13 protein-coding genes are annotated in these 12,796 nt (G+C 40.0%); 7 read left to right on the forward strand and 6 right to left on the reverse strand.

Annotated elements, in window-relative coordinates; translation table 11 throughout:
* The first annotated feature begins 203 nt into the window (after positions 1-203).
* From moeA to ACIPUA_RS20665, 3 genes are all read left to right on the forward strand, one after another.
* Complete coding sequence (moeA, locus tag ACIPUA_RS20655; protein ID WP_449060095.1) at positions 204-1,445, forward strand: molybdopterin molybdotransferase MoeA; 1,242 nt, start codon at positions 204-206, stop codon at positions 1,443-1,445.
* A 2-nt stretch (positions 1,446-1,447) separates the two neighbouring features.
* Positions 1,448-2,203, forward strand: coding sequence for a molybdopterin-synthase adenylyltransferase MoeB (moeB, locus tag ACIPUA_RS20660; protein WP_449060109.1), 756 nt, complete (start codon positions 1,448-1,450; stop codon positions 2,201-2,203).
* A gap of 186 nt (positions 2,204-2,389) precedes the next feature.
* Positions 2,390-2,725, forward strand: a complete 336-nt coding sequence (locus tag ACIPUA_RS20665) for a zinc ribbon domain-containing protein YjdM (RefSeq protein WP_042846644.1) — start codon at positions 2,390-2,392, stop codon at positions 2,723-2,725.
* A 111-nt stretch (positions 2,726-2,836) separates the two neighbouring features.
* Here the strand turns inward: ACIPUA_RS20665 and ACIPUA_RS20670 are convergent, their stop codons facing one another.
* From ACIPUA_RS20670 to ACIPUA_RS20680, 3 genes are all read right to left on the reverse strand, one after another.
* On the reverse strand, positions 2,837-4,435 hold the full coding sequence (locus ACIPUA_RS20670; RefSeq protein ID WP_042846584.1) for an ABC-F family ATPase: 1,599 nt from the start codon (positions 4,433-4,435) through the stop codon (positions 2,837-2,839).
* A 250-nt stretch (positions 4,436-4,685) separates the two neighbouring features.
* A complete protein-coding gene (locus ACIPUA_RS20675; protein WP_042846585.1) occupies positions 4,686-5,144 on the reverse strand; it encodes a GNAT family N-acetyltransferase in 459 nt (152 codons plus the stop codon).
* 33 nt (positions 5,145-5,177) lie between these two features.
* Positions 5,178-5,753 carry an LOG family protein gene (locus tag ACIPUA_RS20680; protein ID WP_042846586.1) on the reverse strand — a complete coding sequence of 192 codons (576 nt, stop codon included), beginning with the start codon at positions 5,751-5,753 and terminating at the stop codon, positions 5,178-5,180.
* 310 nt (positions 5,754-6,063) lie between these two features.
* Between ACIPUA_RS20680 and rhtA the strand changes: the two genes are divergently transcribed.
* Positions 6,064-6,951, forward strand: coding sequence for a threonine/homoserine exporter RhtA (gene rhtA, locus ACIPUA_RS20685; RefSeq protein ID WP_042846587.1), 888 nt, complete (start codon positions 6,064-6,066; stop codon positions 6,949-6,951).
* A gap of 326 nt (positions 6,952-7,277) precedes the next feature.
* Positions 7,278-7,781: a DNA starvation/stationary phase protection protein Dps gene (dps, locus tag ACIPUA_RS20690; protein WP_042846588.1), complete on the forward strand. Its 504-nt coding sequence runs from the start codon at positions 7,278-7,280 to the stop codon at positions 7,779-7,781.
* Positions 7,782-7,929: 148 nt separating this feature from the next.
* Here dps and dinG read toward each other — a convergent pair whose 3' ends face one another.
* Positions 7,930-10,038 carry an ATP-dependent DNA helicase DinG gene (gene dinG, locus ACIPUA_RS20695; RefSeq protein ID WP_042846589.1) on the reverse strand — a complete coding sequence of 703 codons (2,109 nt, stop codon included), beginning with the start codon at positions 10,036-10,038 and terminating at the stop codon, positions 7,930-7,932.
* Positions 10,039-10,287: 249 nt separating this feature from the next.
* On the opposite strand from dinG, the gene ACIPUA_RS20700 reads away from it, so the two are divergent.
* Positions 10,288-10,449, forward strand: coding sequence for a hypothetical protein (locus ACIPUA_RS20700; RefSeq protein WP_164975526.1), 162 nt, complete (start codon positions 10,288-10,290; stop codon positions 10,447-10,449).
* Between the two features lie 37 nt (positions 10,450-10,486).
* Complete coding sequence (gene sseA, locus ACIPUA_RS20705) at positions 10,487-11,326, forward strand: 3-mercaptopyruvate sulfurtransferase (protein ID WP_449060096.1); 840 nt, start codon at positions 10,487-10,489, stop codon at positions 11,324-11,326.
* Positions 11,327-11,417: 91 nt separating this feature from the next.
* On the opposite strand, the gene ACIPUA_RS20710 is transcribed toward sseA, so the two are convergent.
* Together ACIPUA_RS20710 and dusC are read right to left on the reverse strand one after the other, a co-directional pair.
* Positions 11,418-11,666: a GlsB/YeaQ/YmgE family stress response membrane protein gene (locus ACIPUA_RS20710; protein WP_042846591.1), complete on the reverse strand. Its 249-nt coding sequence runs from the start codon at positions 11,664-11,666 to the stop codon at positions 11,418-11,420.
* A gap of 158 nt (positions 11,667-11,824) precedes the next feature.
* Positions 11,825-12,766 carry a tRNA dihydrouridine(16) synthase DusC gene (dusC, locus tag ACIPUA_RS20715; RefSeq protein ID WP_042846592.1) on the reverse strand — a complete coding sequence of 314 codons (942 nt, stop codon included), beginning with the start codon at positions 12,764-12,766 and terminating at the stop codon, positions 11,825-11,827.
* Between the last annotated feature and the right edge of the window lie 30 nt (positions 12,767-12,796).

The following is a 12,796-nucleotide window of genomic DNA, read 5'->3' on the forward strand; positions in this document are numbered from 1 at the left end:
CTTTTAACATCATTTCAACAAATCAAGTATGCTTTTCGTGCAGTTTATTATCGCTTAATTCATTGCTCACTAATATAAATCTGACTAAAAGCTATTTGTAATCAATTTCTATTCATTCACCCAATCAGGTATTTCTGCCATAATATGCATTACCAACACATTTTTAGCCTCAAGGCATATAACAATAATGAGGGTTATTATTTATGGATCAGTGTCATACTAACGATTTGATTTCTCTAGAGCTTGCATTAGAAAAGCTACTCTCTAACACTAAAACCGTGACAGGCACAGAGATCATTCCACTGACCAGCTCAGATCAACGTATTATCGCCACTGACCTGATTTCCCCGATTAATGTTCCACCATTTGATAATTCTGCGATGGATGGATATGGTTTATGTTTTGCTGATTGGGATGGCAAAACCCCATTGCCAGTTGCCGGTAAATCTTTTGCAGGTAAACCGATGGAGGGGGAGCTTAAAGCAGGTTGCTGTATCCGTATTATGACCGGAGCTCCAATTCCCCAAGGCGTTGATACCGTAGTTATGCAAGAATCAACAGAGCAAACTGAGCAGGGTATTATATTCACACAGCCAATTAAAAAAGGCAGTAATATTCGTAAAGCGGGGGAAGATATTGCCCAAGGTAGCGCAGTGTTCCCTGCGGGCACATTACTGACAACAGCGCAATTACCCCTTATTGCGTCATTAGGCATTTCTGATGTGACCGTCTATCGCCGTTTAAAAGTTGCCGTTTTCTCCACCGGAGACGAGCTACAGGCTGTTGGCCAACCATTAACTGACGGGCAAATTTATGACACTAACCGTTTTACCGTTCGCCTGATGCTCGAAAAACTCAACTGTGAAATATTAGATTTTGGCGTGATCCCCGACTCCCCAGAGAAACTAAAACAGACTTTTATCGAAGCCGACCAACAAGCAGATTTAGTGATCAGTAGCGGTGGTGTTTCTGTGGGGGAAGCTGACTATACTAAACAAATTTTAGATGAGCTTGGTTCGATTGGCTTTTGGAAGTTGGCAATAAAACCGGGGAAACCTTTTGCTTTTGGCAAACTCAGCTCTTCATGGTTTTGCGGTCTACCAGGAAACCCTGTTTCTGCTGCATTAACCTTTTATCAGTTGGTACAACCGCTGATCGCCCGCCTCTCAGGGCACAGCCAATGGTGTACACCGCTGCGTTTTAAAGTACCAGTCACTACACCACTGAAAAAGACACCGGGCCGCCTTGATTTCCAACGTGGTATTTTAACGGCCGACGAACAAGGGCAATTACACGTCGCCACTACTGGCCACCAAGGGTCGCATGTATTTAGCTCATTTAGCTTAGCGAACTGTTTTATCGTATTAGAAAGAGAACGCGGTCGAGTTGAAGCGGGAGAAATGGTCGAAGTTGAAATGTTTAACTACTTATTGAAAAGCGAATAATTATCGTGCTAGAACTCAGTGATGACGAAATGCTGCGTTACAACCGCCAAATTATCTTACGCGGGTTTGATTTTGACGGGCAAGAAAAACTCAAATCCAGCCATGCGCTCGTTATCGGTCTAGGTGGCTTAGGTTGCGCAGCGACCCAATACCTTGCGGCAGCTGGAGTCGGTCACTTAACCTTGGTTGATTTTGATACGGTGTCATTATCAAACTTGCAAAGGCAAATTTTGCACCGCGATGCAACTATTGGTGAGCCTAAAGTTAATTCAGCTAAATCGCAGCTTAGTGCTATCAATCCGCATATTCGTATTGACACAGTTAATATGCAATTAGATGACCAACAGCTTGATGAATTAATTAAACGCCATGATGTGGTCTTAGACTGCACCGACAATGTAGCCATTCGTGAGCAGTTAAATCGTTTATGTTTACCTCATAAAAAACCATTTATTTCCGGTGCAGCTATTCGCATGGAAGGTCAATTGTCCGTTTTTACTTATCAACATGATACCCCATGCTATCGCTGCTTAAGCCGGTTATTTGGAGAAAATAGTTTAACTTGTGTCGAGGCTGGTGTGATGTCGCCTTTAGTTGGCACTATTGGTACCTTGGAAGCGATGGAAACGATTAAATTACTGGCTAACTATGGCCAAGTAAATTCGGGGAAAGTGTTGCTATTTGATGCTATGACTATGGATTTTCGCCAATTTAAGCTAACTAAAGACCCACATTGCGAAGTATGCGGTCAACACTAATAATCAAACCAAGTTCAATTAGGCGGGAAGTTTCTCGCCTTTCCATTACACTTGCAGTAAATTAAGAATAATCTGAAAAAATATTTTTTTTGCCCTTTCACCTTATACTATCCCTCTTTTGTGGCATTTACGGCTAGCGCTGTTACCACAGTTTATTATTTTGATAACGTTACTGAGAGTATGAATATGCAATTCCCTCCTTGCCCTAAATGTCAGTCTGAATACACCTATACTGATAATGATATGTATATCTGCCCTGAGTGTGCGCATGAATGGAATGATGCCGAGCCTGAAGCTGATATTGATGAGCTCATTGTAAAAGATGCCAATGGCAACCTATTAGCTGATGGCGATACTGTCACTGTAGTTAAAGACCTTAAAGTCAAAGGCAGTTCTTCAATGCTGAAAATCGGTACCCGTGTGAAAGGGATCCGTTTAGTCGAAGGTGACCATAATATTGATTGTAAGATTGACGGTTTTGGCCAAATGAAGCTGAAATCTGAATTTGTTAAGAAGAACTAAGTAAGCATTAGTTTTCTTTAAATAAAAAAGCCCCCCAAATGGATTGTCCAATAATTGGGGGGCTTTTTAGTGACTGAGCATACTCAATCGATACTAAAAGTTAAAATATGATTAGAGCACTACGCCTTGGCTAGTTAGATACTCATCATAACTTCCTTTGAAATCAATAACTTTATCTTCTTTGATTTCTAAAATGCGACTTGCTAGTGAACTTACAAATTCACGGTCATGGGAAACAAATATTAGCGTCCCCTTATACATTTCAAGGGCTAAGTTTAATGACTCAATAGATTCCATATCCAAGTGGTTAGTAGGTTCATCCATAATTAACACATTCGGCTGTTGCATCATCAACTTACCAAACAGCATACGGCCTTGTTCACCACCCGATAATACTTTAACTTTTTTCTTAATATCATCTTGAGAGAACAACAAGCGACCTAAAATACTGCGTACCGCTTGCTCATCATCACCTTCATTTTTCCACTGGCTCATCCAGTCAAAAACAGTTAGGTCTGTTTCAAAATCTTCGGCATGGTCTTGTGCATAATAGCCTATCTTACTGTTTTCAGACCATTTAACCACACCACTGGTGGCTGGTTGTTCGCCCATCAGTGTTTTTAAGAAAGTCGTCTTACCAATACCATTGGCACCGATCACGGCCATTTTCTCGCCCACTTCCAACAGTAAATTGACATTTTTGAATAGTGGACCTTGGTCATAACCATTTGTTACTGCTTCTAATTCAAGCGCATTACGGAATAGTTTTTTCTCTTGCTCAAAACGAATGAATGGGTTTTGACGGCTAGAAGCTTTAACTTCATCAAGCTGAATTTTGTCAATTTGACGAGCCCGTGAAGTTGCTTGCTTCGATTTAGAAGCATTTGCACTAAAACGGCTCACAAAAGATTGTAGTTCAGCAATTTGCGCTTTTTTCTTCGCGTTATCAGAAAGTAAGCGTTCGCGAGCCTGTGTCGCAGCAATCATATATTCATCATAATTACCGGTAAATAAACGCAATTCACCGTAATCTAAGTCCGCCATGTGTGTGCACACCGTATTTAAAAAGTGCCTATCATGGGAAATAATGATCATTGTGCAATTGCGGTCATTCAATACTTGCTCTAACCAACGGATAGTATCGATATCCAAGTTATTCGTCGGCTCATCAAGCAATAAAATATCTGGGTCAGAGAATAATGCTTGCGCCAAAAGTACCCGCAATTTCCAACCTGGAGCAACCTCGCTCATTGGCCCATAATGCTGCTCAACAGGAATACCCACACCGAGTAATAATTCGCCAGCTCGAGCTTCCGCACTGTAGCCATCCATTTCACCGTAAGCGACTTCTAAGTCAGCAACTCGATAACCATCTTCTTCGCTCATTTCAGGAAGTGCATAGATTCTGTCGCGTTCTTGCTTCACATTCCACAGTTCGATATGACCCATAATTACTGTATCTAGCACAGTGTATTCTTCGAATGCGAACTGATCTTGGCGAAGTTTACCAATACGTTCATTTGGATCTGTCGTACTCACATTTCCTGAAGTTGGCGTTAAGTCACCACCTAAGATCTTCATAAATGTCGATTTACCTGCGCCATTTGCGCCGATCAAACCATAACGGTTACCAGTTCCAAATTTAACTGAAATATTTTCAAACAGCGGCTTACTGCCAAACTGCATAGTGATATTGTTCGTTGTTAACACTGCTATGCCTTAAATTAAACGGTGTAAAATAACCTGCGATGAATAAGTTTATATGACAACAGCGTAAGCGAACGGAAATCCCCCAAAATGGGTATTTGGATAACAAAATAAATTTCACACGCCAGTCATTTGAGTACATAGATTACAGCAGGTATAAATAGCGGCGCATTATGCCATATTACGCCGCTTAGATCTTGTGCTGTTTTTAGCGGATTAATAACACAGAAGGAAAAGTTGATTTAACACCAAACTAAAGTTTAATCCCCATTGTCCGGCTGATCTCGGTTAATCCTTCTCGTTCATAAAACTTAATGGCTTGGCGATTTTGTGCCAGCACTGAGAGTTCTAGGTGGCTAAATTGTTTGCTCTTCGCCCACGATTTCATGCCATTTAACAATTCTTGACCTGCTTTTTTACCACGAAAATTCGGGGCAACTACCAAATCAAAGATATAACCAAAGTTTCTAGGGACGATGCAATTATAAGGATCGGCAGATTGTTGTTGAGCAATACAAAACCCTTTAATTTCACCTTCAAATTCAGCTACTAACAGATGAAATTTATCATCAGTTATTGCATTCTCAATAAACTCAAGAGCTTGCTGAGCTGGCTTAATCCGTTCAGGGTCAAATGCAGCCATTTCCGCAAATAAAATTTGATAAAGTGATGAAATAGCCCCTACATCGCTTTTTATCGCTAGTCTTATCATCGTTCTTTCCGTTTATTGCATTAAGAAGAGACGTTAGTCGTAAGTTTTAACTGGCGGCGCAATATATGATTCAAAACTATTTAGTATCCTCTCTGGGGAATCATCAACTATTGCCATATGACGATATTTTTCATGTAAAAAACCTTCATCTGCCATCTTATTAGTCATATCAACTAATGGCTGCCAATAATTATTGATATTAAACAGAGCACAAGGCTTAGTATGTAAGCCAATTTGGCTCCATGTGAAGACTTCTGCGTATTCTTCCAAAGTGCCATAGCCCCCCGGTAAAGCAACAAATGCATCCGCAAGCTCAATCATTTTATTTTTTCGTTGATGCATAGTGTCTACTTTATACAACTGCGTTAAATTTTTATGCGAAATTTCCCGCTCTTCTAATAACGATGGGATCACCCCAACAACATTCCCCCCTAAAGCAAGGATGGTATCAGCAATGGTTCCCATAATTCCTACGCTCGCCCCACCATAAACTAACGTGATATCACGTTTAACCATCTCTTTAGCAAACTCTATCGCTTTTTGCTGATAGATTTCATGTTTTCCCATGCTTGAACCACAATAGACGGCAACGCTTTTAATTTTTCCCATTTGACCCTCATTTCCCTTTTGATTATGACTTTTTTAGAAAAGAGGATTATACGGGCCTAATATAGAAGCTCAACCCTACATTATTTGTCATAATGAAATTATTATAAATTTTTGCTTATAGCATTACTCTTAATCTAAACTTAGCTATAAAGCACTTTATCCCCTAGGGTAGAAGGTTATTAGCAATAAAGAAATATAAAGCCTCTTGTTTTTATGAGATAATCATTAAGAAATTATTTTTCATAACCAAATACTTATTTTCTAAATATTTATTACCAACTCAGTTACGTTTTCCGAGGTTTACTTATTTATGTCTGCCGACACAAAAAAGAGCGCTCTGCCGCTATTGCCTATAGGGTTATTACTGCTTGCAATGGCCTCTATTCAAAGCGGTGCATCTTTAGCTAAAACTTTATTTCCTGTTATCGGCGCTCCCGGTGTTACTGGTTTACGTTTATTGCTGGCTACAATTATACTCTTTATTATTTTCAAGCCTTGGCGCTTAAAATTCAGAAGAAGCTCACTCGTCCCATTGCTCACATATGGTTTATCCTTAGGTACGATGAACTACCTATTTTATCTGTCACTAGAGCGGATTCCATTAGGGATAGCAGTTGCATTAGAATTCACAGGGCCTTTAGCGGTCGCGATGTTTTCATCTCGCCGACCTATCGATTTCCTTTGGATAGCTCTTGTTATAACTGGGTTATTATTCTTACTGCCTATTGGCGATAATATTAATTCCATTGACCCACTAGGTGCTATTTATGCACTAGGAGCTGGTGTTTGTTGGGGGATTTATATTATTTTTGGTCAGCGAGCAGGAGCCGGCTATGGCGCAGCAACTGTAGCTATCGGTTCATTTATCTCGGCCATGATCTTCTTCCCGATAGGTTTAATGCAAACAGGGTTTGAAGTCATGTTTGACCCTTCTATTTTGCCTCTTGCATTAGCGGTAGCCATTTTATCGACCGCATTTCCTTATACATTGGAAATGATTGCACTCACACGCTTACCAGCTCGTACATTTGGTACGCTAATGAGCCTTGAACCTTGTATGGGGGCATTTTTAGGTATTGTTTTCTTACAAGAACACTTAACAATGACTCAATGGCTAGCTTTATTGTGTATCGTTTGCGCTTCGATAGGCTCTACCTCGACCGCTACGCCTAAATCAAAAATTGAGAAAGTTTCTTAGTCTATTGTAAAATAGGCTAATTAGTACATTAGGTTAATAAATACTGTCTTTCCTGTGTTTATTAACCTATTTTGATGTAAAGATTTATTCATCTGTTTGAAATAATCATTTGTTATTTTTATTTTAATATTTAAATATTCATTAATTACATCTATAGCACTTATTGCAAAAAACAATTAATCCTCAACATCCACAATGAATTAAAGCATATCGGATAGACCTATTAAATTAATCGTTTATTACGCTATGACAAATACACTTTAATATTTTATATTTATTAGCAGATGAGGTTATTAAACAAATTCATATTTAAGAGAGGATGAATCATGAGCACAGCTAAATTATTTAAAGCATCTTCAACTGAACTTTTATATACCCGTAATGATATGGAAGATAGCGTAAAATTGGAAACCATTGGTATCCTTAATGTTATGGTAGTCCATTTTACCGATCTCTCTTTGATGACTAAACAAGCACATTGGAATATGCGTGGTCGTAACTTTATTGCAGTTCATGAAATGTTAGACGGCTTTAGGTCAACCCTTGTGGAACACTTAGATGAATTTGCTGAGCGTGCTGTCCAATTAGGTGGCGTAGCAATCGGTACAACCCAAGAGGTTAATCGTTTTACCTCTTTAGAGGCTTACCCTATCAATATTCACAGTGTACAAGACCACTTAAAAGCCTTAGCTGATCGCTATGCTGTTGTGGCAAATGATATCCGTAAAGCCATTGATGAAGTCGAAGATGAAGACACCGCTGATATGTTTACCGCAGCTTCCCGTGATATGGATAAATTCCTTTGGTTCTTAGAAGCAAATATTGAGTAATGTCGTACCCTAGAGTCAATTTTAATTGACCGAAGGCCACAGCAATGTGGCCTTTTATTTTTGCTTAAAAACCAATATTTACTACTTTTATATCACCATTGATATTTTTCTAAAATAGACCAATAGCGATATAAACCGAATGACTTCCCTATGGTTTTTCAGGCATTTTAGGATGCTCAATAGGGAATACAGGCAAAGCATTTAATAAACGCTTTCCATAATTTTTTGTCAGTAAGCGTTTATCATAAATAATTATTTCACCATAACATTCATGACTACGAATTAGCCGACCTGCCTGTTGGATTAAATTAAATGAAGCACTTGGTAAACTTTGTACTTCAAAAGGGTAACGTTTCAATGACTTTAGCCAGTCACCTTCTGTAATAATCACAGGGTTTGTTACCGGAGGAAATGCAATCTTATGAATATGGACTTGGGTAAGATACTCACCTTTTAAATCTAACCCTTCCGCAAAAGATTGCAAACCAACCAAAGCACTGGATAGCCCTTGGTTAATTCTTTCACAATGTGTTTCGACTAACCGATAGCGAGGCTGATCCCCTTGAACTAAAAGCTGTAACCGTAGGTCTTTAACATGCTCAAGGAACCCTTCCATTGCACGTTGGCTGCTAAACAATACCAAGACCCCACGGTGAGTATCTTTTATAAACTGCTCACGGAAAAATGCCGCCATTTCAGCTAAATGCTGAGCTTCATTATGAATAGTTGGCTCATATTCCATTTGAGGAATAATAATTTTCCCTTGCTCAATATGATTAAAAGGCGAAGAAAGGGTGACAAAACGATCATCATTTTTTTCTGATAGCCCTGTCAGTTCCATGAAACGTGAATAACTGTTTAGAGACCTAAGCGTTGCCGAAGTAATCACAATATGTGGCACATTTCGCCACAGTAAATGTTGCAATTGCTCGCTAACGCGGATCCCCGCGCAATGCATAAAGACGCGTGATTGGTTTTTTTCATAGCGCCGACTTAGCCATTTAGATATTGGCGCCCCTGAGCTTTGGTCTAAGGCTGCCAAACGCCAAAGCTTTGCCATATTTTCAAAATAACCCATAGCCCGACTAGTTGTTAAAATAGAGCGATGTAAGCGAACAATGTCTTGCTTTGCCGTTTGTTCAGTTAAATCGTTTAATATCGCTTCTGCTAACCCTTTTAGAGCATCCGTTTGCTTAAAGAGCATTTGGCAACTTAACTGCATTGGCTCTGGTAGTACCCCTAGAGGAAATAAATATTCATTCTCTTTCGACGTTTCAGGTAGTAAAGCATTCGCTAACATAGAAAAATCACGAAATGACTCTCGTAATTTTTCAGCATGTTGTTGTAGCCGCTCCGGATTAGCTAATTTTGGCGGCTTTACTGGCCGAAACTGCCCCATATATTGCCCTACATGATGAATAAAATTATCAAGCTGAGCAGTTAATTGAACTAACGTAATTTCACCTTCAACTTCAAGGGCATCCCTTGCGACATCAGGAACATGGTGCCCTTCATCAAGTACTAGTAATAATTTTTTAGGGTCAGGTAGCACCGACTCGCTTTCCATCGCCGCCATCACTAATGCATGGTTTGCAACCACAACATCTGCATCTTCAATTTCCCGTCTAGCAATAAAAAATGGACAGCGCTGGTAAAATTGGCAATTTCGGCCTAAACAATTCATTTTATCTGTGCTGACTTTACGCCATAAGTTATCACTGAAAGAGCGCTTATGGTGGTCCCTTAGGCCATCCCATGCAAAACTTTGGAAATCATGGCTAAGCTGTTGGCAGATAGCCCGCTCTTCGCTATTTGCGACCTCTGTTTTATCTTCCACTAATAGCATTAAGTCAATTTGCTCGCCTTCTGCCGCACAGATTGCGGCTAAATTGCGAGGGCAAACGTAACGTGCTCGGCCAAATGCGCCAGTGTATTTCAAATCAGGAATAATTTTGCTCAATAACGGCAAATCTTTGCTATAAATCTGGTCTTGCAGCGCCACATTTGCCGTACTGACGACTAGCGTTTTACCTTCGGCTCTTCCCACTGCAATACCGGGTATTAAATAAGACAGCGTTTTCCCCACCCCTGTCGGCGCCTCAATAACAAGGTGGCGACCGTCATCATCTGCCAAATTTTTTGCTACTTCCGCTATCATCTGACGTTGTGGTGCTCGGGGAATAAACCCATCAATTTGTGATGACAGCCCCTTATACCACTGGGTTATTTGTTCTTTAATTTTATTCGACAGGGACATAAGTTATGCAGATGACCAAAGTTAAGATAAAAGATAATGAATCTGAAAACAGAAGGGAACGCCAAAACAATTTGTTTGCCAAGCGCTTCGCAAAACTACTGTATTAAACACCATTATACATAAAAATTGGGAAGCCTTTTGCAAAACACCAACTCATACGCAGAAAAAGCAGCTTTTAACTTGTTTGCAACACTCATCCAGTTATACTTTGTGTTCTTATTACTACTATGATTACGCAGGCCACAGAAAATGAAAAAGGTTGTTATCGCACTTTGCGCATTATGTGCTTTTGGCTCAGTAGGCGGCATTGTTTTAGCTGGCATGAATATTTACACTCGTTCAACGACACCTATTGAACAGGGGCAACAACAATCCCCCTCAGTATTACCAGCACCTAATCAAGTGCAATAATTTAGAGTCATTTATCAAACCAGCATGGAGATAGCTTATGTACAACGACTATTTTGTAACCCCTCAATGGTTAAACGCACATCTGTTTGATGGCAATATCATTGTACTTGATGCCTCATCTCCCCCACCAACCGCTCCTTATGACTGCCGTCAACGTTATCTAGAAGAACACATTCCTAACGCTCAGTTTTTTCATCAAGATGAAATCGCCGATAAATCCTGTGACTTACCTCATATGCTACCAAGCGCTGAAGTATTCAGCCACGCCGTTGGAATGATGGGTATAGGCAATGAGACGCAAGTTATTATTTACTCACAAAATAATTTATTTTCATCGCCTAGAGCATGGTGGACTTTCACCACTATGGGCTGCAATAACGTTAAAATTTTAGCGGGCGGTATCGATGCATGGAAAGCTGCAGGATTTACTGTTCAATCTGGTGAGGTTCCCCCTCCTGAAACTAAAAAATTCACGGCCTCACGTAAAGACAGTAATGCACTGAACCAGCAACAAGTACTTGATATTGTTCATGATGGTAAAATTCAAATTATTGATGCCCGTGCCACTGCTCGCTTTCTAGCTCAAGCACCAGAACCTCGCCCAGGGTTACGTATGGGGCATATTCCCGGCAGCAAAAATGTCCCGTGGGACCTACTGGTTGAAAATGGTATGTTTAAATCCCCAGAACAACTGAAAGCCATTTTTAATGAGCAAGGTGTTGATATTAATGCACCATCAATGACAACATGTGGCTCTGGGATGACCGCAGCTGTAGTGTTGATGGCCCTTACACTTTTGGGTAACCATAATGTACGGTTGTATGATGGTTCATGGGCACAATGGGGGCAGGATAATGGCCTTCTTATAGAGCCATAACTAATCAACCTTTTTCGATACCCCATAAAAGATATAAGCCACTAACTTGTCTGAGTGGCTTATATAATAGATTTTACTAACTAAGAAAGCGTTATTTTACAAATATACCCGCTAAGAACAGCACCACAATTGCCCCGATAACAGCGACAACAAAACTACCAAAGTTGAAGCCGTCAACCTTCCCTTTGCCAAAGAAGGTGCTAATGTACCCACCAACAACCGCACCAACGATCCCTAGCACAGTGGTCATAATAAACCCCATATGGTAAGTACCTGGCATTAGCCACTTAGCTAAGATACCTGCAATTAAACCAAAAATAATCCAAGCAATAACTCCCATCTTACTCCTCCTAGACTAGGTTGTTGCACAGTAATATTCTAAAAATCTTATATAATAGTAGTAAATAAGTTAACTAAACCACTACCATATCAAATAAGTAAAGACCCTATAAGCCAATTTAGCAACTATTAACTCCTGATAATTATTCGTGTTCATCATCAATGGCTAACTATTTCCGTTATGACCTGTGCTATCTGTTGAGCATTTTTTAAAGACCTTACTTGGGAAAATAATTCGTCTGCTTGCCGGTACTCTTTACGTAAATAACCAAGCCATTGCTTGATACGAGCTGCATGGTAATTACCTGTATCCCCTTGTTTTTCTAACTCCGTATATTTTAATAGTAATAACCCAACCTGCTCCCACGGCATTTTTTTATGGTTATGCTTAATCACACGACTCAGGTTCGGGGTGATCAACGCTCCACGCCCAATCATTACTGCATCACAACCTGTAATATTAAGGCAACTCTGAGCACTGGTATAATCCCAAATTTCCCCATTAGCGATAACAGGGATCGTAAGTTTCTGACGAATTTCAGCTATTGCATGCCAATTAATTCGCTCTGCTTTGTAACCATCTTCTTTCGTTCGCCCATGAACAGTTAATTCTGTTGCACCTGCTTGTTGAACCGCATCTGCAATTTCATAAGCAAGGTCACTATTATCCCAGCCAAGACGAACTTTAGCCGAAACCGGTAACGGTTTAGGTACTGCTGTTCTCATCGCTTTGACTGCGTTATAGATTAAATCAGGCTGTTTTAATAATGTTGCTCCACCGCCATGGCCATTCACTGTTTTAGAGGGGCAACCACAATTTAAATCGACACCATATGAACCTAGTTCTATAGCTCTAGCCGCATTTTCAGCTAACCATTGTGGGTGTTGCCCTAATAATTGCACCCGTACTAAAGTCCCAGAAGGAGTTCGGCTTTTATACTTTAGTTCAGGGCATAGGCGATAAAAGGTTTTTGCCGGCAATAAAGTATCAACTATTCGAATAAATTCGGTAATACAAAGGTCATAATCATTAACTTCACTAAGTAAAGTGCGAACTAGAGGATCTAAAACCCCTTCCATCGGAGCTAATAAAACACGCATAAATTACTCACCCAAAAACGCCATAAGGTA

The sequence above is a fragment of the Providencia sp. AGC89 genome, assembly GCF_053543535.1.

Bases quoted from the DNA above. Each gene is read 5' to 3' on its own strand.
- moeA (WP_449060095.1), top strand. From the start codon at position 204: ATGGATCAGTGTCATACTAACGATTTGATTTCTCTAGAGCTTGCATTA.
- ACIPUA_RS20665 (WP_042846644.1), top strand. From the start codon at position 2,390: ATGCAATTCCCTCCTTGCCCTAAATGTCAGTCTGAATACACCTATACT.
- ACIPUA_RS20675 (WP_042846585.1), bottom strand. From the start codon at position 5,144: ATGATAAGACTAGCGATAAAAAGCGATGTAGGGGCTATTTCATCACTT.
- ACIPUA_RS20680 (WP_042846586.1), bottom strand. From the start codon at position 5,753: ATGGGAAAAATTAAAAGCGTTGCCGTCTATTGTGGTTCAAGCATGGGA.
- rhtA (WP_042846587.1), top strand. From the start codon at position 6,064: ATGTCTGCCGACACAAAAAAGAGCGCTCTGCCGCTATTGCCTATAGGG.
- dps (WP_042846588.1), top strand. From the start codon at position 7,278: ATGAGCACAGCTAAATTATTTAAAGCATCTTCAACTGAACTTTTATAT.
- dinG (WP_042846589.1), bottom strand. From the start codon at position 10,038: ATGTCCCTGTCGAATAAAATTAAAGAACAAATAACCCAGTGGTATAAG.
- ACIPUA_RS20700 (WP_164975526.1), top strand. From the start codon at position 10,288: ATGAAAAAGGTTGTTATCGCACTTTGCGCATTATGTGCTTTTGGCTCA.
- sseA (WP_449060096.1), top strand. From the start codon at position 10,487: ATGTACAACGACTATTTTGTAACCCCTCAATGGTTAAACGCACATCTG.
- ACIPUA_RS20710 (WP_042846591.1), bottom strand. From the start codon at position 11,666: ATGGGAGTTATTGCTTGGATTATTTTTGGTTTAATTGCAGGTATCTTA.
- dusC (WP_042846592.1), bottom strand. From the start codon at position 12,766: ATGCGTGTTTTATTAGCTCCGATGGAAGGGGTTTTAGATCCTCTAGTT.